Genomic DNA, 22720 nt, shown 5'->3' with positions numbered 1-22720 from the left:
TAAATATTAGTTTTTGTACTTTGAGTGGCACAGGGTGCCGCTTTTGCAGCAGGTTTTGGCTTTTCTTTTGCGGGAGGGGGTTGCAAAGCAATCAAGTGCATAGATAATGGGTAATGTTGCTTTTTTATTGAATTTAGATGCATTTAAAACGAGAAAAGACGTTGAAATGCGATCGTTTTTAAGTAGAATGCGCCCAATTTGCCAGAAATCTGCCGGGTTTGAGCCCTGTTTCAAACAGCGTCCGGACCCGCAACACCCAGGTAAATTGCTGAATTTAAAGCTAAATAACTGGAGGTTGTCTTGAATCACACTGCATTGCTAGTGCTGGAAGATGGAACTGTGTTCAAAGGCGTGTCGATAGGCGCCGAGGGATGTTCCGTTGGTGAAGTGGTTTTCAACACGTCGATGACGGGCTATCAGGAAATCCTCACCGATCCCTCTTATTCCCGTCAGATAGTCACCCTCACTTATCCTCATATAGGCAACACCGGCACCAACAGCGAAGATGAAGAGTCCAGTCAAATCCATGCACAGGGATTGATCATCCGGGACCTTCCGATACTTGCCTCCAATTTCCGCAGTCAGCAATCCCTCTCCGATTACCTCAAGTCTCACAACATCGTTGGCATCGCCGACATCGACACCCGCAAACTGACCCGCATCCTGCGCGAGAAGGGTGCCCAGGCCGGTTGCATCCTGGCCGGCAAGCAGGCTGATGAAGTGTTCGCCCTCGAGCAGGCGCGCGCCTTCCCCGGTCTCAAGGGGATGGACTTGGCCAAGGAAGTGACGGTTAGCGAAGCCTACGCCTGGACCGAAGGCAGCTGGCAGCTCGGCAAGGGACACATCACCCCGGCGGCCGATGAGCTCAAATACCACGTGGTGGCCTACGACTTTGGCGTCAAGCGCAACATTTTGCGCATGCTGGTGGACCGTGGCTGCCGCCTGACAGTGGTGCCGGCCAAGACCCCGGCCGCCGAGGTGCTGGCGATGAATCCGGATGGCATCTTCCTCTCCAACGGCCCGGGTGATCCCGAGCCCTGCGACTACGCCATCGAGGCCATCAAGGCCTTCCTGAATACCAACACCCCGGTGTTTGGCATCTGCCTGGGCCACCAGCTGCTGGGTCTGGCCTCCGGTGCCAAGACGATGAAGATGAAGTTCGGCCACCACGGTGCCAACCACCCGGTGAAGAGCCTGGATGACAACACCGTGATGATCACCGCCCAGAACCACGGTTTCGCGGTCGATGAGCACAATCTGCCGGATTGCCTGCGCGCCACTCACGTCTCCCTGTTTGACGGGTCGCTGCAAGGCATCCACCGCACCGACCGTCCGGCCTTCAGCTTCCAGGGTCACCCCGAGGCGAGCCCGGGCCCGCACGACTGTGCCGGTCTGTTCGACCACTTTATTGAATTGATCAAGCAGTATCGCGCCTAAGAGGAAAAGAGAGAGACCATGCCAAAACGTAACGACCTACAGAGCATTCTGATCCTCGGCGCCGGCCCCATCGTCATCGGTCAGGCCTGCGAATTCGACTACTCCGGCGCCCAGGCCTGCAAGGCCCTGCGCGAGGAGGGTTACCGTGTCATCCTGGTGAACTCCAACCCGGCCACCATCATGACCGACCCCGAGATGGCCGATGCCACCTACATCGAGCCCATTACCTGGGAAGTGGTGCGCGAGATCATCAAGAAAGAGCGTCCGGATGCCGTGCTGCCCACCATGGGTGGCCAGACCGCGCTGAACTGCGCGCTGGATCTGGAGAAGCACGGCGTGCTGGCCGAGTTCGGTGTCGAGATGATCGGTGCCACCGCCGACGCCATCGACAAGGCGGAAGATCGCCGCCGCTTCGACATCGCCATGAAGAGCATCGGTCTGGAGTGCCCGCGCGCCGGCATCGCCCACAACATGGAAGAGGCTTGGGGCGTGCAGCAGATGGTCGGCTTCCCCTGCATCATCCGTCCCTCCTTCACCATGGGTGGCTCCGGTGGCGGCATCGCCTACAACACCGAAGAGTTCGTCGAGATCTGCGAGCGCGGTCTGGATCTCTCGCCGACCAAGGAGCTGCTCATCGATGAGTCGCTGATCGGCTGGAAAGAGTACGAGATGGAAGTGGTGCGGGATCGCAACGACAACTGCATCATCGTCTGCACCATCGAAAACTTCGACCCCATGGGCATCCACACCGGTGACTCCATCACGGTCGCGCCAGCCCAGACGCTGACCGACAAGGAGTTCCAGATCATGCGCAACGCCTCCATGGCGATACTGCGCGAGATCGGGGTCGAGACCGGTGGCTCCAACGTCCAGTTCGGCATCAACCCGAAAGATGGCCGCATGGTCATCATCGAGATGAACCCGCGGGTGTCCCGCTCCTCCGCGCTGGCCTCCAAGGCGACCGGTTTCCCCATCGCCAAGATCGCCGCCAAGCTCGCCATCGGTTACACCCTGGACGAGCTGATGAACGACATCACCGGCGGTCGCACCCCGGCCTCCTTCGAGCCGGCCATCGACTACGTGGTCACCAAGGTGCCGCGCTTCAACTTCGAGAAGTTTGCCGGCGCCAACGACCGTCTCACCACCCAGATGAAATCCGTCGGTGAAGTGATGGCCATAGGCCGCAACTTCCAGGAGTCCCTGCACAAGGCGCTGCGCAGCCTCGAGACCGGCAAGACCGGCTTCGACCCCATGGTCGACCTCAATGCCCCTGACTCCCTGACCCGCATCCGCCACGAGCTGCAGGATGCTGGTTGCGACCGGATCTGGTACATCGCCGATGCGTTCCGCGCCGGTCTCTCCATGGACGGCATCTTCAAGCTGACCAAGATTGACCCCTGGTTCCTGGTGCAGATAGAAGATCTCATCAAGCTGGAAGAGCAGGTGAGAGAACGCGGCATGGCCGGCCTCGATGCCGACTTTCTGCGCGCCTTGAAGCGCAAGGGCTTCGCCGACGCGCGGCTGGCCAAGATCCTCGGCGTGGCCGAGGGCGAGGTGCGCAAGTTGCGTGCCCGCCACAACATATTCCCGATCTACAAGCGGGTCGATACCTGCGCGGCCGAGTTCGCCACCAACACCGCCTACATGTACTCCAGCTATGACGAGGAGTGCGAGGCGGCCCCGACCAATCGTGACAAGATCATGATCATCGGCGGCGGCCCGAACCGCATCGGTCAGGGCATCGAGTTCGACTACTGCTGCGTGCACGCGGCGCTGGCCCTGCGCGAAGACGGTTACGAGACCATCATGGTCAACTGCAACCCGGAGACCGTCTCCACCGATTACGACACCTCCGACCGCCTCTACTTCGAGCCGGTGACCCTGGAAGACGTGCTGGAAATCGTGCGCATCGAGAAGCCCAAGGGCGTCATCGTGCAGTACGGCGGCCAGACCCCGCTCAAGCTTGCACGGGCATTGGAAGCGAACGGCGTGCCTGTCATCGGTACCAGCCCGGATGCCATCGACCGCGCCGAAGACCGCGAGCGTTTCCAGTCTGCGGTCGAGCGCCTCGGCCTCAAGCAGCCGGAAAACGGCACCGTCACCAACCTGGAACAGGCGGTACTGACCGCCGAGCGGATCACCTACCCGCTGGTGGTGCGCCCCTCCTACGTGCTGGGTGGCCGCGCCATGGAGATCGTCTATGACGAGACCGACCTGCGCCGCTACTTCGCCGAGGCGGTGAGCGTCTCCAACGAATCGCCAGTGCTGCTGGATCGCTTCCTGGATGACGCCACCGAGGTGGACGTGGACGCCATCTGCGACGGCGTCGATGTGGTCATCGGCGGCATCATGGAGCACATAGAGCAGGCCGGTATTCACTCCGGTGACTCGGGTTGTTCCCTGCCGCCCTACACCTTGTCCAAGAAAATTCAGGACGAGATGCGCGAGCAGGTACGGAAATTGGCGCTTGAGCTCGGCGTGGTGGGCTTGATGAACGTGCAGTTCGCGGTCAAGGAAAACGACATCTACCTCATCGAGGTGAACCCGCGCGCCGCCCGTACCGTGCCCTTCGTCTCCAAGGCGACAGGGGCGCCGCTGGCCAAGATCGCCGCCCGTGTCATGGCCGGTCAGTCCCTGCAATCCCAGGGCTTTACCACCGAGATCATCCCGCCTTACTACTCGGTGAAAGAGGTGGTACTGCCCTTCGCCAAGTTCCCGGGCGTGGATCCGCTGCTGGGGCCAGAGATGCGCTCTACCGGTGAGGTGATGGGGGTGGGCAGCAGCTTCGCCGAGGCCTATGCCAAGGCCCAGCTGGGTGCCAGCCACGCCGTGCCAAAAGAGGGCCGCGCCCTCTTGTCGGTGCGTCACAGCGACAAGGCGCAGGTCGTTGATCTCGCCGCCAAGCTGCTGGAGCTGGGCTATGAGCTGGATGCCACCCACGGCACCGCCGTCGCCTTGGGCGAGGCGAGCATCAACCCGCGCCTGGTCAACAAGGTGCACGAGGGTCGCCCGCACATCCTGGACCGCATCAAGAATGGCGAGTACACCTACATCGTCAACACAGCCGAAGGGCGGGTGGCGATTCAGGACTCCAAGCAGCTGCGCCGCGCGGCCTTGCAGCACAAGGTGGCTTATACCACCACCCTGAATGAGGCGTTCGCCACCTGCATGGCCATCAGCGTCGATGCCACCGCCAACGTGAACTCGGTGCAAGAGTTGCACCAGAAGGTGAAAAACCGCTAAGGATTGCGCAACAAGGGCAGGGGAGTCTCCCCTCCTTCTTTGCACAAGACACGCGAACCCTGAAAAACCCCGCCAGCGATGGCGGGGTTTTTGTTTTTGGCCGGGCTGGTCAGCCCTCTGGCATGGAGGCGGAGGTGAGCAGGGGAGAGGGAATATCGTCCTTGATGGGATATATTCGCCCTTTTAATGGCATAAAAAACACAATGATTGCGCCTTTGTGACTTTTACTCGCAATCTTTGCAATCACTCACCCGCCCCGCCTCTATATACTGGTTTCTCATCACATAAGGTCGTCTGCGCCTGCAACAGCGGGGTGCGAGGATCAGGGCCAGCTGCTTATCCGGCAGCGCAGGCCGGCCCCTCTTATCAAGAAGGGCCACAGGAAACCGGTTGTGGGGTTACCACCCGCGCAACCGTCAGGGCCAGCGTTACCGCGCCAGCCCGCTTCCCCCTCCTTACCCCGTCTGCTTGCCTGCCCAGTCGCGTCGTTGCTCATCCTCACCGCCCGCAACGGCGCCGCGCCTCAAGGACATCAGCCAAGGGAATCTGAATATGAGCTTCGATCACCGCAAATACCGCCCCGCTCCCGTCATCGCCTTGGCGGACCGTCAATGGCCCAACCGGGTGATGACGCAGGCGCCGCTCTGGTGCGCCGTGGACTTGCGCGACGGCAACCAGGCGCTGGTCGAACCCATGACGGTGGCCCAGAAGCTGCAGATGTGGGCGCTGATGGTCCATGTGGGCTTCAAGCATATCGAGGTGGGTTTCCCGGCCGCCTCCCAGCCCGACTTCGACTTCGTGCGGGAGCTTATCGAGCGCAACCTGATCCCGGACGACGTGACCATACAGGTGCTGGTGCAGGCCCGCGAAGATCTGATCGCCCGCACCTTCGAGGCGCTCAAGGGGGCCAGGCGCGCCATCGTCCACGTCTACAACTCGGTCAACCCGACCCAGCGCAACTATGTGTTCAACAGCGGGCGCGAGGGGGTCAAGGCCATCGCCGTGCAGGGGGCGCGCTGGGTACGCGAGCATGCGGCGCGCAACCCCGGCACCGAGTGGAGCTTCCAATATTCCCCCGAGAGTTTCAGCAGCACAGAGGTGGAGTTCGCGGTGGAGGTGTGCGACGCGGTGATCGACGAGTGGCGGTCCGCCGCCCGCCCCATGATCCTCAACTTGCCCGCCACGGTCGAGGTGAGCACCCCCAACGTGTTCGCGGATCAGGTGGAGTGGTTCTGCCGCCACCTCAAGGCGCGCCCCGAGGTGAGCATCTCCATCCACACCCACAACGACAGGGGCTGCGGCGTGGCCGCTGCCGAGCTGGCGGTGCTGGCGGGGGCCGATCGCATCGAGGGCACCCTGCTCGGCAACGGTGAGCGTACCGGCAACATGGACATAGTCACCATGGCCATGAACCTCTACAGCCAGGGCATAGATCCCGAGCTGGACTTGTCGGACATGGATGCCATCGTCGCCACCGTGGGCGCCTGCACCCAGATAGCCCTGCATCCGCGCCACCCCTACGCGGGGGAGCTGGTCTACACCGCGTTTTCCGGCAGCCACCAGGATGCGATCCGCAAGTCCCTGGCGGCCCCCAAACCCGATGCCTTCTGGGATGTGGCCTACCTGCCCATAGACCCGGCCGATCTCGGCCGCAGCTACGAGGCGGTGATCCGCATCAACAGCCAGTCCGGCAAGGGGGGCGTCACCTACCTGCTGGAGCGAGATCTCGGCCTGCAACTGCCGCGCTGGCTGCAAATTGACTTCAGCCGCCGGGTGCAGGCCCAGGCGGAGGCGAGCAGCAGCGAGATCAGCCCCGAGCAGATCCGCGCCCTGTTCGAGCAGCATTACCTCGAGCCGCTGCACGGCTATCGCATCGGCCGCTTCCAGCTCGGTCACGACAGTCAGGAGAGCCTGCGCCTCGAGTTGCAAACCCCGGACGGCACGTTGCAGCTGTGTGGTGAGGGGGAGGGGGCCATCACGGCGCTGGTCAACGGCTGGGAGCGCCAGACCGGGATGCACATCGACGTGCTCGACTACTCGGAGCATGCCCTCTCTGCCGGCACCGAGTCCCGCGCCGCCGCCTATGTGCTGCTCAGCGTCGATGGCGTGCGGATGTGCGGGGTCGCCATCGGCCGCGACGTGGTCAACGCCTCCCTGCAGGCGGTGATCAATGGAGCGGCCCAGATCCGCGCCCTGCGGCAGAGTGCCTGAGGTCATGGGGAGGGTGTCCGTGGCATGACCCGGCGCAGCGCATCCTCGTCTCGCTCACAGTTCCCCTCGCCCCTGTGGTGAGGGGATTGTTTTTTATGGAAATATCGGCTCACAATGGGCACTGGCCTGGCGGTCCGAAAGCGGTCGCATCGGGATAGGGACAGTGACGTTCAGGAGCCAGAAAGACGATGAAGACTCTCCCCAGTTTATCCATACACCCGGCCAGACTGTTTTCCCTCTCCCCCTGCCGCCGCTTAGTCCTCCTTGCCCTGCTGGGCTCCTTGCTGCTGGTCGCCAGTCTGGATGCTTACTGTTTCGACAGGCTGGTGCAGAATCATCTGCGCACCATAGGTGCCCTGGCCGAGGCCATCAACGTGGTGACCCTGCTGTTCATGTTCTGGGTGGTGCAGTGCGCCCAGATCTCCAGCAAGACCTACTTCTTCCTCTCTGCCGGCCTGGGGGTGTGGCTCGTCTCGGGGGCCATCGACGTGATGGACGAGGCCTACTTCCAGCCCTGGTGGCTCTCCACGGTCGAAGACAGCCTGCGCTCCCTCGGCATGCTGGCCACGGCCTGGGGAGTGCTGTTGTTGCTGCAACAGATGCACGGCACCCACCTTAGGCTGGCGTCGCTTGCCATGTCGGATGAACTGACCGGGCTCTCCAATCGCCGCTCGTTTCGCTCCGTGCTGGAGGCCCGTGCAGAGGCGGGGACCCCGCTGCTGCTGCTGGATCTGGATCACTTCAAGCAGATCAACGATCGTTATGGCCACGGCATAGGTGACAACGTGTTGCGGGAGTTCGGCTGCCTGCTGCGCCAGCACTGTCCGCCGAATGGGGTGGTGGCGCGGCTGGGCGGGGAGGAGTTTGCCCTCTGGCTGCCCGGCACCCCGGCCGAGCAGGCCCATGCCCTGGCGGAGCAGATGAGGCGCGCCACCGAGGCGCTGGTCTCGGGGGACGGGGTGCGGTTTACCGTGAGCATAGCCGTCGGTGTCTGCCATGCCGGGGAGGCTGTCGAAGCCCTTTTCCGGCGCACCGATCTCGCCCTCTATCGGGCCAAGCACCTGGGTCGCAACCGGGTTGAGCTGGCGTGACGACGGGCCCTGACAGGTGCCGTGGGACGGGCAGCCGAAAATGGACGCGATTGAACGGCTGCCTTCAGATTGCCCACCCGATCCACTACAATGGCCGCCTGTTTGCGTTCGGGGCCCCCTTGCATCGATGATGCGCGAGCCGCCCGGCGCCTTGTCTCTTTAGCGGAAGCCTTCATGATCCCTCTCTCCTCCTTCTCCACGGGGCGCCTGCTCGCCCTGCCGCTGCTGATGGCCGCCTTGCTGGCGGGCTGTGCCAGCGAGCCGACAGCCCCGGCGCAGGACGCCGCCAGCGCTCAGCAACAGGCCAAACAACCCAAGGCCATGCAACCGCGCAAGCCGGCCGACATGAAGAGCCGCATAGTGCGCTTCCTGCCCGCCAACGTGTCCGACAAGCAGGGCTGGGCCAATGACGTGGTGACCGCGCTCTCGACCCAGGGCATAGCGGTGAGCGATCACAACGTCTGCAGCGTGCTGGCGGTGGCGGAGCAGGAGGCGACCTATCAGGCGGATCCCGTGGTGCCCGGCCTTGGCAAGATCGCCTGGAAGGAGATCAACCGGCGGGCGGCCAAGCTGCTGATCCCCGAGTTTGTGGTGCGCACCGCCCTCGGCATCGAGTCCCCCACCGGCAAGTCCTACGCAGAGCGCATCGACAAGCTGCGTACCGAGCGGGAGATGAGCGAGATCTTCGAGGACATGATAGGGGAGGTGCCCATGGGCAAGACCCTGTTTGGCAACATGAACCCGGTGCGTACCGGTGGCCCCATGCAGGTCAGCATCGCCTTCGCCGAGGCCAACGCCCGTGGCTACCCTTATCCCGTCAAGGATTCCATCCGCCACGAAGTCTTCACCCGCCGTGGCGGCATCTGGTTTGGCACCAAACACATCTTCGGTTATCCCGCCGATTACCCTGATACCCTCTATCGCTTCGCCGACTTCAATGCCGGCTGGTACGCGAGCCGCAACGCCGCCTTCCAGGCCGCCGTCAGCCGGGTGAGCGGCAAGACCCTGGCGCTGGATGGGGATCTCATCCGCTACGACTCCGACCAGCCCGGCAACACCGAGCTCGCGGTCCACGGCATCGCCAGCCGGATCAACATGAGCAAGCAGGCGATCCACCAGAGCCTGCGCACAGGGGACAGCGCCGAGTTTGCCCAGACCGACCTCTACCACAGGATCTTCACCTTGGCCGATCAGCAGGCTGGCAAGCGGCAACCCCGCGCCGTGCTGCCCGGCATCCAGCTCAAGAGCCCCAAGATCACTCGCAACCTCACCACCGCCTGGTTCGCCAAGCGGGTGGATGACAGGGAGCAGCGCTGCGTCAAGCGCATGGCGGCCATTCAATGACCACATAGGGGAAAACAAGGGCGGCCAATGGCCGCCCTTGTTTTTGTTGGGGTAGCTCTTGAGCAACGCAGAGTGTCTGTTGGCTCAAGGGTGTTGGAGGCGATGACTCTCTCTATGTTCAGGCAGTTGGCTTTCAGACAGCGTCACTAAGGTGAGGACGAGACAATGCCTCTGCACTTTGGATACCCGCTACAACCCCAAAACGGGTTGCCCTTATTTTCCCCTCGACTGGCGGTACGCAAGATCATGGGGTTGCCGCATTTAGGACATGCGGGGACGGCATGGACGGTCTCGATAGTGCCTTGCTCAGCGGTGCGTTTGTCATGGTCAACTGAGGATGTATTGCGTGCCACGGATTTTATGGGGGCCATGCCATGGCGTGCCTTGAGCCGTGCCACATGTTGTTTATGAGTCTGCCAGTTGGCGGCCAATCGCCCTCGCTGGATGGTCTCGACTATCCTATCCACTTCGTCCTGGCGCAATAGCTGGGTGGTTTTGCTCTTGATGTAGGGAATAAAGCCGCGGTTGAGCACATTCTCCGGCATCGGCGTCTTGAAGGTACAATCGCCGATAAAGTAGACCACCGAATGGAGTTGATGGTCCGCCAGCCCCAGCAGGGACTTGAGCGTCATCACATGCTTGTAGTTCTGGTGCAGGGGGTTCTGGAAGCTGTGCTTGCGGCGGTAGATCTGCTGAGTCCAGTGCTTGTGTGCAGGATTACCGAAGATCCACCCCTTCATGTTCTTGGTTTCAATCACGAAGACCCCGTAGCGGGAGACGATGATGTGATCGATCTGGGTGGAGCCATCTTCGGTCGGCAGGGTCAGGTTCTTGAGTAGTCGGTAGTCTCGCTTGTCGAGAAATAGCCGGATCGAGAGATTGAGAAACCATTCCCCCACCATCCCCTTGAACCAGGGTGTTTTTATCACGGTGGCAATCAGTAACAGTGGCAGCAGATACCAGAGCTGAGCAAGCAGCAAGGTAATGACGGGAGTGAAGTCCATTTCATCGACTCTCCATGGGAGCTTGCTTAAGGGTTAAGCCTCGATAGTAATCAGGCTGCGGCACTTGGGATATCCTGGATAGCCCGGAAGGTATCACCCCGTTTATCGGCTACAAGAAGTGGTGACTGGTGGAATATAGCGGGTAAATAGCCAGTCTATCCGGAGGCATGCCTAGTTTGATCCCAATGCTCGAGGTGCCGCTCTTTAACTGGCTCAGTCGTTGTCGCAGATTTGTACCTGGATCCGCAACAGGCCGCGAAAGCCTCTGGCGGCGTAGTAAGACTGGGCGCCGTTGTGATAGAGGAACACCTGGCCATAGCGGCGATCGCAGAACAGGGCGCCACCTAGTTGCCTGATGTCGGCGGGGGTCTTGACCCAGCTCGAGGTCTTGGCATCGAAGCCGCCAAGCCGTTGCAGTGCCCGATATTCTGACTCCGTCAGCAAGTCGATGCCCATGGCCGCGGCCATCTCCATGGCACTGCCTTCCGGCCGGTTCTCCTTTCTGGACTCCAGTGCCGCTCTGTCATAGCAGAGGCTTCTGCGCCCGGCGGGACTCTCTGCGCTGCAGTCACAGAAGAGGAAGGCCCCGTGCTCATCCTGGCCGATGACGTCCGGCTCGCCGCCCGTATCCTCCATTGCCTGCAGCGAGCGCAACTGCGTGGGCGCCGCCTCCAGCCTGGCTTGTACGGCCGACCACGCCAGCCCGGCATGGCGGTGCATGTTTGCCTCAAAGCGAGTCTGCAAGATGGCGAGCAGTGCCTCTGTCTGCTGCTTGGTCAGGTTCATGATCCATCGTCCTCCGAGATAGGAGCGTCTCGCCGCTCGTGGATAAAGAGTGGATACGGCATAGCATCGCGCCCATGGGGCCGTCCCGTGAAGGGGCATTTGCGGCATGACCCTATCCACTTGTGTCTTTGACGACAGATTATGGCCCAGAGTCGTTGCCGTGGGGCAGGCGCCAACGGCACGCCCTTGCACAGCGAGAGTGTTGGCAAAACCCATGATGGGGTTCGTTGACGCGAGGGGGAGCGGTACTTGTCTGCAGTAGGCGGGAATACCTGAAATGACAAAGCCCCAAAAAGGGGCCCTGGATCTGCACGGCGCTAAGGCCTGACTGGAAAGGGTTGTCTTGCCTATAGGGTCGACGATTCGTCTGGCATGAGTCAGATGGCCTGGCGCCAGGAGCGATTAACCCCGGCTGATGCCCTGTACATGACCCTGGGCATCGCTGACGCAGCGCCACAGCTTGGCATCGTTGGCTACCTTGATGTCGACGCCGGTGGCGGCCTGGGATTCGGCCACATAGTCGATAACCAGCGAGCTCTGGGCGGCGCCGCTCTCCTTGGCCACCGCCTTCAGGCAGGCTTTTTCCGCCGGCTTGGTCTGGCTGTTGCTGCCGTTATAGGCGGCCTGGGCCGTGCTGGCTACCGCGGCCTGCTCGGTCTGGCAGATGCCGTTGCCACCGTGCTTGACGGTGTAGCTGATGCTCAGTCCACCCTCGTTCATGATGGAGAGGGTGGTCTTGCCAGACTTCGCCTCGTAATAGGTGGGGCTGAATTTCTTGACGGTGGCATTCTTGCCATTGATGGAGACGACGCCAGACTCGGCGTGGGCCTTGATATTCCCCGGGCAGCTGGCGCTGAAATCCGGAACCTGGGCCTGGGCAACACCCGCGAGCAGCAACATAGACAGGGTGATCATGGTCTTTTTCATAGAGTAACCTCAAACAGCGAGCAGTTAATAAAACGGGTAATGACATCAATGTGCACGAGGGGGACTGGGCCGGCCTCGTCCATCTATTGCATCCTGTCGGGGGCTCAATCTAGCAGGCGAGGGGAAGAAGTAAAATAAAACGAAATACGCAGAAATAAAAACCTGTGAAAAAATATAAATATTATATATCAGTAGCTTACTGCGTTGTTTCGACTGTGTTAGGGCGACGTCCATTCCACGGTCGCCGCCCTCTTCTCGCCGCAACGGTCAAGCGAAGGCTAGGCGTCGGCCATCATGGCGGCTTGCTGGCGGGGGAACATGAGCCCTGGCCTCGAGGGATGATTGAATGGCGTCCCTCCGCTGAGCAGGCCGGGTGAGGCTCACCGAGATCCGGGGCAAATCGCATCTTACGAATGGCGTAATGGCGCTCTTATGATTGAGACCGGCCAAGGCGCCATTGCGTTAGAAACTCATCGCCAGCCCGACGGAATAGCCGCTGGTGTTGTGGCTGAACATATAACGGCCGACCAGCCGGGTGCGGCTGATGAAGATATCGTATTTGCTGCTGTCGAGTTCGAGCCCGAGGCCGAGCGAGTTGAGGCTGTTGAAGCCGAGCAGGCCGCGCTGCTCACCGAGGTATTCGGTGCGGGCCGCCTCCAGCACATAGCGCAGCGGGCGATCCAGCAGGGTCCAGTCCCACATGGGGGCGCGACGACGCAGATAGAGCCCCAGGTTCTCCGCCTCAGCCTGACCGGCGACGCTGGATGCGGTGCCGGAGTAGCTCTGCAGCTGCTGATAGGAGTAGCGCAGCTCCGCATCTATGTCCTGACTCTTGGAGAACAGCTCGTAGTCGAGCATCAGCGATCCCCCAAGGCCATAGACGTTGAGCCGGCCGCCGTCGAGAAAATCGAGGTTCTTGCCCGTCTTGTGAGAGATGAAGGCGGCGCCGATGCGCAGATCGCTGGCCACTGTCCCCAGGGTGAAGTTGCCGATGGGGCGCAGCACCAGGTTGCCGCCCCAGCGGTCACGGTGCAGGCTGAAGTCCCAGCCGATGCCACCGGTGGCGCTCAGGCTGTTCCACTTGACCGGGATGGTGCGAGTTTCATTGCCGTCGCTGAACACGAACTGGGGATCGTAGCGGCTGTAACCCAGGGTGCCCTCCAGATAGATGGGGAACCCCTCGCTCATGGTGGCGCCGCCGCCGAGCTGGGTGATGGTCAGCGCCGCCTGTTCATTGGTGCTGCTGCCGATATCCAGGTTGCTGGCGGTGATGTCGGGCACCACGGCGAAGCTCATCAGGGAGACAACGGCATTGGCGCGCTGCTGAATGATGGACCCATCGTTGGCCTGGGCCGCCAGGCTGAACAGCCCGAGGCCAGTCAGTGAGAGAATTCTGCCGTAAGAAGAGGGGATCAGCGCCATACCTTGCTCCGTGATGTCCTCGTCCGATGAGGAACTTTTACACTGTAACGGTTTTTATTCCCCTTGGCAGCCAAGTCGTTGTGTCAACTGACAATATTATCGTCCAACGGGGCAGCGCCGCCGTCTGCCGCCCACCGCGCCAGCAGGGCTGGGTGCGCCTTTTGGCGAGGAAATGTGCGCATAACATGACGGACATTAATTTCTTGTTCAGTTCGACCGGTGTATAACGGTCATCCCACAGGAAGTATGGGGTGAGGCAACAGGGACAAACTGCCGGGTGAGGACCCTTGGGTCGTCATGACGGGTTCGCACTATGTTGACGGGAGTCAGACCAGATGCAGGACATGCTGCATGCCATATGGCATCAGGATTTTGAACAGCTTATTCATATGCAGGCCGTGGGTCTGCTCGTCACCTGCCTGGTGGTGATCCTCTTTCTCGAATCGAGTTTCGTCTTCCTGCCGCTGCCCGGCGACAGCGTGGTGCTGCTGGCCGGTGGCCTGGTCGGGCTCGGGGTGGTCGGCCTGGAAGTGCCGCTGCTCTATCTGCCGCTGGCGACCGGCTGCGGCAGTCTGATCGCCTATCTGCAGGGGAGGGCGCTGCAAGGCACCCGTTTCATGCAGAAGGTGGAGAAGGTGATCCCCGATGGCAGCCTGCCCAAGGCGACCCGCCTGCTGGAAAAGTACGGCTTCTGGGCCATGTTCATCTCCCGCTTCATTCCCTTCGTCAGGGTGCTGACCCCCATGCTGATGGGGGTGGGTCATCTGGACAGGTTCAAGCTGGTGATGGCAAGCTTCGCCAGCGCCTTCCTCTGGGCCCTGGTGCTGGGGCTGGTGGGCCGCTTCGTCATGCTCTCCCCCTTCTTCGCCCAGTATCACGAGCTGCTGACCAAGTGCCTGCTGATGACCTCGTGCGTGCTGTTTGTGGTCGCCGTCGCCACCATCGTCTTCCGCTTGTTCAAGCGCTCGAGCGATCGGGCCAGCTGATCCTCCCCCGCGGTGGGCCGCCTGGCCCGCCGCACTTTTGCCTCGTCGCGCGCGTTCAATCCAGCCTCTGGCCGAGGGCAAGTCTGGCCGGCGGGCGAGGCGATCGCGGTGGCTCGCCATCTCCCCTCCCGAACACAATGAAAATACAGGCCATTTGAGGCGGAATTTGTGACGCCTATCTGTTACACTTCGCGCCCGCCATTTTCCGGCTCACTCTCTGACGCTATGTCAGATTCAGCCGTCCTTGGCCGCAAGCCTCGCCGATGCCGCGCCACAAGCCGGCTCAAGCCACTTAAGCCAACTACAGCCCAGCTGGAACACAGGAACCCAATATGAGATTTGAATCGTTCGATTTTGCCCCCGAGATTTTGCGCGCCATCTCAGATTGCGGTTATCAGGAGATGACCCCTGTGCAGCAACAGGCGATCCCGACCATCCGTCGTGGTAGCGACGTGCTGGCCAGCGCCCAGACCGGGACCGGCAAGACCGCCGCCTTCGCGCTGCCGATCCTGCAACGCCTGCTGGACAAGCCGGCCGAGCTGCAGCCGTCCAACGCCCGGGTGCTGATCATGACCCCGACCCGCGAGCTGGCCGAGCAGATCACGAACAACATCAATGACTTCGCCAAGTACCTCGAGATCACCGTGCTGACGCTGGTGGGCGGTGGCAAGCAAGACGTGCAGGCCAAGAAGCTGAAAGCAGGCGCTCACATCATAGTGGCGACCCCGGGTCGTCTGCTGGAGCATCTGACCGCCTGCAACCTCAGCCTCTCCGGCGTCGAGTGCCTGGTGCTGGACGAAGCGGATCGCATCCTCGACATGGGCTTCAGCGCCGATGTGCAGCAGATCCTGCAAGCGGTCAACAAGCAGCGCCAGAACCTGCTGTTCTCCGCCACCTTCTCCGACGCGGTGAAGAAGCTCGCCAACCTGATGCTGGACCGCCCGCAGATCATCAGCGTCAACAAGCAGAACTCCACCGCCGACACCGTCAGCCACACCGTCTATCCGGTGGAGCAGAAGCGCAAGCGCGAGCTGCTGTCCGAGCTCATCGGCAAGCAGAACTGGCAACAGGTGCTGGTGTTTGCCAGCACCCGCGAGAGCTGTGACGTGCTGGTGGAAGAGCTGAACCTGGATGGCATCAAGGCCGCCGTGGTGCACGGTGACAAGGCGCAAGGCAGCCGTCGCCGCGCCCTGCGCGAATTCGTGGAAGGCAAGGTACGGGTGCTGGTGTCCACCGAGGTGGCCGCCCGTGGGCTGGATATCCCGGATCTGGAATACGTGGTCAACTACGATCTGCCGTTCCTGGCCGAGGATTACGTCCACCGCATCGGCCGTACCGGCCGCGCCGGCAAGAGCGGCATGGCGATCTCCTTCGTCAGCCGTGAAGAGGAGCGCACCCTGATCGAGATCGAGCAGCTGATCGGCCAGAAGATCCGCCGCATCATGGTGCCGGGCTACGAGGTGAGCAGCCGTGACGAGCTGATCAAGCAGCTGCACGAGCGTCGCCGCTTCGGCAAGCGTCCCCAGCGCGAGGATAACGCCGCCGCCCAGGCCATGGCCGAAGCCAAGCTGCAGGGTCAGCGCCTCAAGCGCCTGGCGGCCGCCAAGAAGCCCCGTCAGTCGAAATAAGCAGGCAAGCTCTGCGCGGGGGCCAGCAGCCCCCATCCCGTAAAGGCGCCAGTGGCGCCTTTACGCTGTTGATGACCCGCCCGTCTCTCTGAGGATCCGTGATGACCCCTCCCAACTACAATCAGGCCCTGTTCGACATGGCCACCCAGAGCCTGGCCGAGCTGGCGCGCACCGCCGAGCAGAAGGCCGGCAAGCGCACCCCCGCCCAGGAAAGCCACTTCCTCTGCACCTGGATGGCGGATTCCCTCAAGGAGAAGCGCTTCTCCCGGCTGGTGATGGAGGATCTGAAAGGCTGGATCCAGCAGGGCCGCACCCTGGGGGCCGGCGCCGCTCTCAAGGGTCTGCTGGAACGCATCGTCTGCCAGTACGGTCGCGCCATGGCGGAACCCGAGCAACTGGGCGCCAGGCTCGCCGCCCTGCTGGCCGAGTTGGAAAGCATGGGTTGGTTAGTGTTTACCGACAGCGAACTGAACGCCAAGCTGCGGCTGCTGAGTCAGGGTCAGTCCAGCCTGGTGATCTCGGCCAGCGAGTATCAGGGGCATATCGCCGAAGGGGAGCTGCTCAAGCCGCTGACCCTCTATGTGCGCGGTGACGAGAAGCAACTGGCACAGGCGGCCTTTGCACAGGGCCTGCTGCTGAGCCAGGGCGACAAGAAGGCCACCCTGGTCAAGCACCACAAGGCGTATCGACTGGTGCCCGCCAATGCCCAGCCCGCCCTGGCGCTGCTGGCCGAGGCCAATATCTGACGACAGTAGCGTCTCTGCTCCCATGACCCCGGCCCTGTGCCGGGGTTTTTTATGGCCAAAAAACAGGGCAGGAACGAGTGACGGGGCGACGCCTTCATCTGTTTCCGCCCCCAATGCTGTCGCAGGGCGAGGGGGTTGCGAGGTGCCCCCTCCGATGGGGGGCGTCCCCCATATGGTGAGATGGTGGCGCAAAACTTCTGCTCTAGGGTGAGTGGGCCCCAAAGAGGGCCTTAGGGAAGCAAACCGCCTGATGGCGCTACTCAATGAATGAGGAAACATGATGAAAGCAACTCCAATTGCCCTGCTGCTGGCCGCGATGCTGGCCTCTCCGCTCTGCGCCGCCGGGCTCGATGCCAGGCTCACCCTGGTGGATGGCGGCACGGACGATGTGCGGGTCAACCTGACTCTGACCAACACGGGGGATAAGCCCATCCGCCTGCTCAAGTGGCAACTGCCGGGCAGCGAGGACGCGCCCCTGTTCCTGGTGGAGCGCGATGGCCAGCGGGTCGGCTACGAGGGGGCCCTGATCAAGCGGGCGGCACCGACCGACAAGGACTTCCAGCAGCTCAAGGCCGGCCAGAGCCTGACGCTGCAGGCCGAGGTGTCCGGCCTCTACGATATGAGCGCCCAGGGCCAATACAGCATTCGCTACCGGTTGCCGGCCCTGCCGCAGGAGGCGAAGGCCGCCAAGGCCAAGCAGGCCCAGGCCAGCGAGTCCAACGCCGTCAGCCTCTGGGTGGAGGGGGTGAACGATGAGCGGGTGCAGGCCAAGGCCGCTCCCCTGGCCGAGCCGCAGGCCGTCACCGCCTCGGTCAGCTTCAGCGGACGCTGCACCAACACCCAGAAGAGCGACATCCTGACGGCGCTGGATGCGGCCGGCACCATCAGCAACGACTCCAGCAGCTACCTGGCGGTGGACAAGCCGAGTGGCCAGCGCTATCGCAGCTGGTTTGGCGCCTATGATGCCTCCCGCTGGGATCAGGCCGAGACCCACTTCAGCAAGATCAAGGATGCAATAGACAACAAGCCGCTCACCTTCGACTGCGGCTGCAAGCAGAGCTACTTCGCCTACGTCTATCCGGATCAGCCCTACAAGGTCTATCTGTGCAAGAGCTTCTGGACCGCCCCCGTCACCGGCACCGACTCCCGCGCCGGCACCATAGTTCACGAGCTGAGCCACTTCAACCTGGTGGCAGGGACGGACGATCTGGGTTACGGTCAGGCCAATGCCCGCAACCTGGCGAGCACGGATCCGCTGAAGGCGCTGGGTAACGCCGACAATCACGAGTATTTCGCCGAGAATACCCCGAGCGAAAATTGATCCCTACCGGGGCCGCAAGGCCCCCTTTTGAAGGAAGGAGGCGCCATGATGACGCTCTTGCTGACCACGCTCGCGCTCGCCCCCCTGAAGTGCGAACTGTCGGTGCAGGCCGAAAGCCGGGTGAACGAGCCGCTGCCCCTGGTGATGACCCTGACCAACCAGGGGGAGGGGCCCATCGAGGTGTTGAGCTGGTTCACCCCGTTCGAGGGCTGGTTCGCCGATGCCATCGATCTCACCCTGGCGGATCGGCCGATAGCCTACAGGGGGCCGCTCGCCAAGCGGGGCAACCCCGGCGCCGACGACTTCTTCATCCTGGGAGCCGGCCAGCAGAGCCGGGCGGATGCGGAGCTGACCCAGGTCTACGACTTGTCGCGCCCCGGGGTCTATCACCTCAGCTACCACGCCCAGCCGCTGACCCTGACCCAGGGGGTGGCGCCGATCTGCCCCGCCATCAGCTTTAGCCGCATCGCCGCGCCCTAAGCGGCGCTGCGTCCCGTCGCGTCCAGCAGCCCCACGGCGCGGGCGGCGACCGCCAGATAATGGGGCGAGCGCGCCCGCTCCCGCCAGCAGCAGTGCACCAGCTTGATCACATGATCGTCCAGGCTGACCAGCGCCCGCGGCAGCACCAGCTCCCAATCCAGCCCTGTGGCGTCCGGCCAGTGCAGGGAACGCAACGCGGGCGCCCCGACCGTGACGTAGGCGGCGGCTACCCCCTGCCACATCAGCGTTTGCCAGGGGGCTTGCAGTGCCTCTGGCAGGTGGCGTGCGACTATGGCGGCGGCCCGGCTGCCGGTCACCAGGTGCAGCCCTGTGAAGTTGCGGGTCTGCCAATAGAGGGGCAGGGCGACCTCGGCCAGCTGTGCCAGCACATCTTGCCCGCCATCGAGACTGCGTGGCAGCGAGCCTGGCCAGCGTGGATCCGCCACCACCTGCCGCAGGCGCGCGGTGATCCACTCGCCCTGCCAGCGCGATCCCTCCCAGTGAGCCGACAGCCCGGCCAGCAGGCGGGTGACGTCCCGGCAGGGCGCCCCTTCCCCGGCAGGCAGGATCAGGGCCTTGCACTGCCAGGCGGCCAGCGCCGCCGCCTGCTCTCCCAGATGGCCATTTTCCAGCGCGCAGGCGAAGCGGATGAGGGGGTGAAAGGCGCCCCCCGCGGGTGAGCAGCGCCGCGCCAGCAGGGCCTCGAAGCTGGGCAACCAGCCCTCTTTGGCGAAGCGGAGCACCAGCTGCTGGCGCAGCTCCACGAACAGGGTCTCCGCTTCTTCGCCCTGATTGTTCACCCCGGCCGGCAGGGCCTGGGTGGTCTGCCAATGGGTGAAGAAGTGCTGCAACTGTTGGGGACTGGCCCCCATCTCGTGCAGGGCGTGCAGCGCCATGGGGCAGTGGTTGGTGGTGTCCCGGCCATTGAGGGCGAAGGTCTGGTTGGCATCGAGCAGGGCATGCAGGTAATCCATAAGCGTTTGACTCCTTTTATGAGGGGAGACAGGATTGTGCAAGTTAAAGCTAACTTGAGGTCAAGGGTGAAGATGCAGCGCAAGTGGTTGGCCATCGGCCAGATAGTCAAACGCTCAGGCGTCAACGCCAGCGCCCTGCGCTTCTACGAGCAGCGGGGCTTGCTGAGCAGCGTGCGCAACGACGGCGGGCGGCGCCTCTATCCGCAGGATGCGCTGCGTCGCATCGCCTTCATCCGGGTGGCGCAGGGGATGGGACTGAGCCTGGGCGAGATTGGCGAGGCGCTCGCCGGCCTGCCCGATGGCCGCACCCCGGATCGCGGCGACTGGGAGCAGATCGCCAGCCAGTGGCAGGGGCTGCTCGATCGGCGTATCGAGGCTCTGCAACTGATGAAGCGCAAGCTCACCTCCTGCATCGGCTGCGGTTGCCTGTCACTCGATCACTGCGCCCTCTACAACCCGGCCGATCAGGCCGCCGGGCAGGGCAGCGGCCCCCGTTATCTGCTGGGGGATGTGCCGCCATCCGGCGAGTGATCAGAAGATGATAAACATGAACGCTGGCTCGGCATCTGGTGCGCCGAGGCCCCCGTACTTGCCCATCCCTATTTGTTGACCCATCCCCTCGCCATCTTCGTTAGTCATTATCTTGCTTAATATCGCCATATTTCATGGTTCGATAACGGCACCCCCCGCGTTATGTTTTGTCCATGCCGTCAACACCGCATCAATATCGGGTTATTACGATGGCGTCGGGAGCCCTGAATAATAATCACATGGCTTCATCCTATTATCCTTGGCAAGAAGTTGGATGCTCATAAATATAACGAGGTAAATAATGAAACATTTGCGATCCCTGTTTTTATTAGCCGCGCTTCCCCTGGCCGTGATGACCTCGGCCGAGGCCCAATCCAGTCTTGCCTCTATCCAGAGCGCCGGGGTGATCAAGATAGGCACCGAAGGCGCATACCCCCCGTTCACCTATCACGACAAGAGCGGCAAGCTGGTGGGCTTTGATGTGGAGATCGGCGAACTGATCGCCAGCGGTCTCGGGGTCAAGCCGGACTTCGTCGAAGGCAAGTGGGATGGGCTCATCGCCGGGGTGGATGCCAGGCGCTACGACCTGGTGCTGAACGAGGTGGCCATCACCCCGGATCGGCTGAAAAAATATGATTTTTCAGATCCTTACATCATCTCCAAGGCGGTGGTGGTGGTGCACAGCGACAACAGCAGCATCAACAGCTTCGCGGATCTGAGGGGCAAGAAATCCTCCCAGTCCCTGACCAGCAACTTCGCCCAACTGGCGAAGGCATCGGGGGCCGAGGTGGTGGCCACCGAGGGCTTCAACCAGTCGCTGGAGCTGGTGCTGAGCGGGCGGGTGGATGCCACCATCAACGACAGTCTCTCCTACCTGGACTTCAAGAAACAGAAGCCGGATGCCAAGTTGAAGGTGGCGGCAACCGAGGCGAAGGGGGATCAATCGGCCGTGCTGCTCGCCAAGGGACAACCGGAATTGCTGGCCGCCATCAATCAGACGCTGCGCACCGCCAAGCAAGACGGCAGCTATCAGAAGATATCGCTGAAATATTTTGGCACTGACGTCTCGCAATAATATCGCGGCAACATAATAACAACCGAGGAAATTAACGTGCCAGCCTGGTTGCAGTTAATGATCGACTCTTTTTGGCCCCTGCTCAGCGCGGGGCTTATTTTTACCGTGCCATTGACGCTGATCACCTTCGTGCTGGGAATATTGCTTGGATTTCTGGTGGCACTGGCAAGGCTGTATGGTCCGGCTCCCCTGATTGTGCTGGTCCGCTTCTATGTCTGGCTCATTCGGGGCACGCCACTGCTGGTGCAGCTGTTCCTCATCTTCTACGGCTTGCCGAGCGCCGGCATAGTGCTGGATGCCTTCACTGCCGCGGTCATCGGCTTCACCCTCAACATCGGCGCCTACAGCTCGGAGATCATCCGCGCCACCCTGGCGGCTATCCCGAAAGGGCAGTGGGAGGCGGCCCACTCCATCGGCATGAACTGGCCCCAGGTGATGTGGCGGGTGATACTGCCACAGGCGGCGCGCATCGCGGTGCCACCGCTCTCCAACACCTTCATCTCGCTGGTCAAGGACACCTCGCTGGCGGCGGCGGTGACGGTACCCGAGTTGTTTCAGGCCGCTCAGCGGCTCGCCTCCGTCACCTATGAGCCGCTCATCCTCTACACCGAGACGGCCATCATCTACCTGCTGTTCAGCTCGGTGCTCTCCACCCTGCAAGACTGGCTGGAGCGCAAGTTGACCCACAAAGAGACCCGGGAGGTCGCCCCATGATCCGGTTGAGTGGTATCGAGAAGCAATTTGGCGGCCAGCGGGTGCTGAAGGGGGTCGGTCTTGCGCTGGCGGCGGGCAGCGTCACCGCGCTGATCGGTCCCTCCGGCAGCGGCAAGAGTACCTTGCTGCGCTGCGTGAATCTGCTGGAGCGGCCGGATGCGGGGCGACTGGTGCTGGGGGGGATCGAGCTCGACTTCTCCCATCACCTGTCGCGCCAGAGCGTGCTGAGCCTGCGCCAGCAGACCGGCATGGTGTTCCAGAACTTCCAGCTGTTTCCGCACATGACGGTGCTGGAGAACGTGATCGAAGGCCTGGTGACGGTGCTGAAGTGGCCGAAGGCCAAGGCGGTGGCGCGTGGTTTGCTGCTGCTCGACAAGGTGGGGCTCAGCCACAAGGCCGAGACTGTGCCCGCCACCCTCTCCGGCGGCCAGCAGCAGCGGGTCGCCATCGCGCGGGCACTGGCCCAGTCACCCAAGGTGCTGCTCTGTGACGAGCCGACCTCGGCACTGGATCCCGAACTCGCGCTGGAGGTGGTGGCCGTGCTGCGCCAGCTGGCCCGCGAAGGCACCACCATGCTGATCGCCACCCATGATCTGCGCCTGGCGGCCCAGATAGCGCAACAGGTGATCTTCCTCGAGGCGGGGGAGATAGTGGAGGCGGGCAGTGCGCGCCAGATGTTCACCACCCCCAGGCGGGCACGCACCTTCGAGTACATCTCCACCCTGACCGAGCGGTTGCCGGAGAACTGGAGCATCTAGTGGCCGCCGTGGTGAACGGGTGGTTAGCCACCTAAAGAAACA

At 62.4% G+C, this 22720-nt stretch carries 19 protein-coding genes; 14 read left to right on the top strand and 5 right to left on the bottom strand.

Annotated features, from left to right (window positions below; all coding sequences use genetic code 11):
• Positions 1–300 precede the first annotated feature (300 nt).
• From carA to KW825_RS03080, 5 genes are all read left to right on the top strand, one after another.
• A complete protein-coding gene (gene carA, locus KW825_RS03100) occupies positions 301–1437 on the top strand; it encodes a glutamine-hydrolyzing carbamoyl-phosphate synthase small subunit (RefSeq protein ID WP_042654703.1) in 1137 nt (378 codons plus the stop codon).
• 18 nt (positions 1438–1455) lie between these two features.
• Positions 1456–4680 carry a carbamoyl-phosphate synthase large subunit gene (carB, locus tag KW825_RS03095; protein ID WP_042654704.1) on the top strand — a complete coding sequence of 1075 codons (3225 nt, stop codon included), beginning with the start codon at positions 1456–1458 and terminating at the stop codon, positions 4678–4680.
• A 552-nt stretch (positions 4681–5232) separates the two neighbouring features.
• Positions 5233–6891, top strand: coding sequence for a 2-isopropylmalate synthase (leuA, locus tag KW825_RS03090; RefSeq protein ID WP_218291880.1), 1659 nt, complete (start codon positions 5233–5235; stop codon positions 6889–6891).
• Positions 6892–7079: 188 nt separating this feature from the next.
• Positions 7080–7982 (top strand): GGDEF domain-containing protein, encoded by a 903-nt coding sequence (locus KW825_RS03085; RefSeq protein ID WP_218328191.1) that lies wholly within the window; start codon positions 7080–7082, stop codon positions 7980–7982.
• 174 nt (positions 7983–8156) lie between these two features.
• Complete coding sequence (locus KW825_RS03080) at positions 8157–9326, top strand: DUF1615 domain-containing protein (RefSeq protein ID WP_218328190.1); 1170 nt, start codon at positions 8157–8159, stop codon at positions 9324–9326.
• Between the two features lie 146 nt (positions 9327–9472).
• Here the strand turns inward: KW825_RS03080 and KW825_RS03075 are convergent, their stop codons facing one another.
• From KW825_RS03075 to KW825_RS03060, 4 genes are all read right to left on the bottom strand, one after another.
• Positions 9473–10330: a nuclease-related domain-containing protein gene (locus tag KW825_RS03075; protein ID WP_218328189.1), complete on the bottom strand. Its 858-nt coding sequence runs from the start codon at positions 10328–10330 to the stop codon at positions 9473–9475.
• 213 nt (positions 10331–10543) lie between these two features.
• Positions 10544–11116: a DUF4256 domain-containing protein gene (locus KW825_RS03070; RefSeq protein WP_042654708.1), complete on the bottom strand. Its 573-nt coding sequence runs from the start codon at positions 11114–11116 to the stop codon at positions 10544–10546.
• Between the two features lie 402 nt (positions 11117–11518).
• Positions 11519–12043, bottom strand: coding sequence for a hypothetical protein (locus KW825_RS03065; RefSeq protein ID WP_218328188.1), 525 nt, complete (start codon positions 12041–12043; stop codon positions 11519–11521).
• 462 nt (positions 12044–12505) lie between these two features.
• The gene (locus tag KW825_RS03060; RefSeq protein WP_218328187.1) at positions 12506–13465 is read right to left on the bottom strand and encodes a hypothetical protein; all 960 of its coding nucleotides are present in this window, start codon (positions 13463–13465) and stop codon (positions 12506–12508) included.
• Between the two features lie 335 nt (positions 13466–13800).
• Here KW825_RS03060 and KW825_RS03055 point away from each other — a divergent pair, with 335 nt between their 5' ends.
• The 5 genes from KW825_RS03055 to KW825_RS03035 all read left to right on the top strand — a co-directional run bounded on the left by KW825_RS03055 (position 13801) and on the right by KW825_RS03035 (position 18626).
• On the top strand, positions 13801–14451 hold the full coding sequence (locus KW825_RS03055) for a DedA family protein (RefSeq protein WP_218328186.1): 651 nt from the start codon (positions 13801–13803) through the stop codon (positions 14449–14451).
• Between the two features lie 332 nt (positions 14452–14783).
• Positions 14784–16079, top strand: coding sequence for a DEAD/DEAH box helicase (locus KW825_RS03050; RefSeq protein ID WP_218328185.1), 1296 nt, complete (start codon positions 14784–14786; stop codon positions 16077–16079).
• A gap of 101 nt (positions 16080–16180) precedes the next feature.
• Positions 16181–16825, top strand: coding sequence for a DUF2913 family protein (locus KW825_RS03045; protein ID WP_218328184.1), 645 nt, complete (start codon positions 16181–16183; stop codon positions 16823–16825).
• Positions 16826–17102: 277 nt separating this feature from the next.
• Complete coding sequence (locus KW825_RS03040; RefSeq protein WP_218328183.1) at positions 17103–18146, top strand: M35 family metallo-endopeptidase; 1044 nt, start codon at positions 17103–17105, stop codon at positions 18144–18146.
• Between the two features lie 45 nt (positions 18147–18191).
• On the top strand, positions 18192–18626 hold the full coding sequence (locus KW825_RS03035) for a protease (RefSeq protein ID WP_218328182.1): 435 nt from the start codon (positions 18192–18194) through the stop codon (positions 18624–18626).
• Here the strand turns inward: KW825_RS03035 and KW825_RS03030 are convergent.
• Positions 18623–19600: a questin oxidase family protein gene (locus tag KW825_RS03030; protein ID WP_218328181.1), complete on the bottom strand. Its 978-nt coding sequence runs from the start codon at positions 19598–19600 to the stop codon at positions 18623–18625. The two genes, KW825_RS03035 and KW825_RS03030, sit on opposite strands and share 4 nt — an antisense overlap.
• Positions 19601–19672: 72 nt before the next feature.
• On the opposite strand from KW825_RS03030, the gene soxR reads away from it, so the two are divergent.
• From soxR to KW825_RS03010, 4 genes are all read left to right on the top strand, one after another.
• Positions 19673–20131, top strand: coding sequence for a redox-sensitive transcriptional activator SoxR (gene soxR, locus KW825_RS03025; RefSeq protein ID WP_218328180.1), 459 nt, complete (start codon positions 19673–19675; stop codon positions 20129–20131).
• 301 nt (positions 20132–20432) lie between these two features.
• Positions 20433–21206: an amino acid ABC transporter substrate-binding protein gene (locus KW825_RS03020; protein ID WP_218328179.1), complete on the top strand. Its 774-nt coding sequence runs from the start codon at positions 20433–20435 to the stop codon at positions 21204–21206.
• Between the two features lie 57 nt (positions 21207–21263).
• Positions 21264–21920, top strand: a complete 657-nt coding sequence (locus tag KW825_RS03015) for an amino acid ABC transporter permease (protein WP_218328178.1) — start codon at positions 21264–21266, stop codon at positions 21918–21920.
• Positions 21917–22678 carry an amino acid ABC transporter ATP-binding protein gene (locus tag KW825_RS03010; protein WP_218328177.1) on the top strand — a complete coding sequence of 254 codons (762 nt, stop codon included), beginning with the start codon at positions 21917–21919 and terminating at the stop codon, positions 22676–22678. Before KW825_RS03015 ends, KW825_RS03010 begins: the two co-directional genes overlap by 4 nt.
• Positions 22679–22720 lie beyond the last annotated feature (42 nt).

It is taken from the genome of Aeromonas sp. sif2433 (assembly GCF_019218705.1).
Classification (GTDB): domain Bacteria; phylum Pseudomonadota; class Gammaproteobacteria; order Enterobacterales; family Aeromonadaceae; genus Aeromonas; species Aeromonas encheleia.
The sequence above is the reverse complement of the archived record's forward strand: the minus strand, read 5'-3'. Positions and strand labels throughout refer to the sequence as shown.

Excerpts from the sequence above, each read along its gene's own strand:
- carB (WP_042654704.1), top strand. The coding sequence starts at position 1,456 with ATGCCAAAACGTAACGACCTACAGAGCATTCTGATCCTCGGCGCCGGC.
- leuA (WP_218291880.1), top strand. The coding sequence starts at position 5,233 with ATGAGCTTCGATCACCGCAAATACCGCCCCGCTCCCGTCATCGCCTTG.
- KW825_RS03085 (WP_218328191.1), top strand. The coding sequence starts at position 7,080 with ATGAAGACTCTCCCCAGTTTATCCATACACCCGGCCAGACTGTTTTCC.
- KW825_RS03080 (WP_218328190.1), top strand. The coding sequence starts at position 8,157 with ATGATCCCTCTCTCCTCCTTCTCCACGGGGCGCCTGCTCGCCCTGCCG.
- KW825_RS03075 (WP_218328189.1), bottom strand. The coding sequence starts at position 10,330 with ATGGACTTCACTCCCGTCATTACCTTGCTGCTTGCTCAGCTCTGGTAT.
- KW825_RS03070 (WP_042654708.1), bottom strand. The coding sequence starts at position 11,116 with ATGAACCTGACCAAGCAGCAGACAGAGGCACTGCTCGCCATCTTGCAG.
- KW825_RS03065 (WP_218328188.1), bottom strand. The coding sequence starts at position 12,043 with ATGAAAAAGACCATGATCACCCTGTCTATGTTGCTGCTCGCGGGTGTT.
- KW825_RS03060 (WP_218328187.1), bottom strand. The coding sequence starts at position 13,465 with ATGGCGCTGATCCCCTCTTCTTACGGCAGAATTCTCTCACTGACTGGC.
- KW825_RS03055 (WP_218328186.1), top strand. The coding sequence starts at position 13,801 with ATGCAGGACATGCTGCATGCCATATGGCATCAGGATTTTGAACAGCTT.
- KW825_RS03050 (WP_218328185.1), top strand. The coding sequence starts at position 14,784 with ATGAGATTTGAATCGTTCGATTTTGCCCCCGAGATTTTGCGCGCCATC.
- KW825_RS03045 (WP_218328184.1), top strand. The coding sequence starts at position 16,181 with ATGACCCCTCCCAACTACAATCAGGCCCTGTTCGACATGGCCACCCAG.
- KW825_RS03040 (WP_218328183.1), top strand. The coding sequence starts at position 17,103 with ATGATGAAAGCAACTCCAATTGCCCTGCTGCTGGCCGCGATGCTGGCC.
- KW825_RS03035 (WP_218328182.1), top strand. The coding sequence starts at position 18,192 with ATGATGACGCTCTTGCTGACCACGCTCGCGCTCGCCCCCCTGAAGTGC.
- KW825_RS03030 (WP_218328181.1), bottom strand. The coding sequence starts at position 19,600 with ATGGATTACCTGCATGCCCTGCTCGATGCCAACCAGACCTTCGCCCTC.
- soxR (WP_218328180.1), top strand. The coding sequence starts at position 19,673 with ATGCAGCGCAAGTGGTTGGCCATCGGCCAGATAGTCAAACGCTCAGGC.
- KW825_RS03020 (WP_218328179.1), top strand. The coding sequence starts at position 20,433 with ATGAAACATTTGCGATCCCTGTTTTTATTAGCCGCGCTTCCCCTGGCC.
- KW825_RS03015 (WP_218328178.1), top strand. The coding sequence starts at position 21,264 with ATGATCGACTCTTTTTGGCCCCTGCTCAGCGCGGGGCTTATTTTTACC.
- KW825_RS03010 (WP_218328177.1), top strand. The coding sequence starts at position 21,917 with ATGATCCGGTTGAGTGGTATCGAGAAGCAATTTGGCGGCCAGCGGGTG.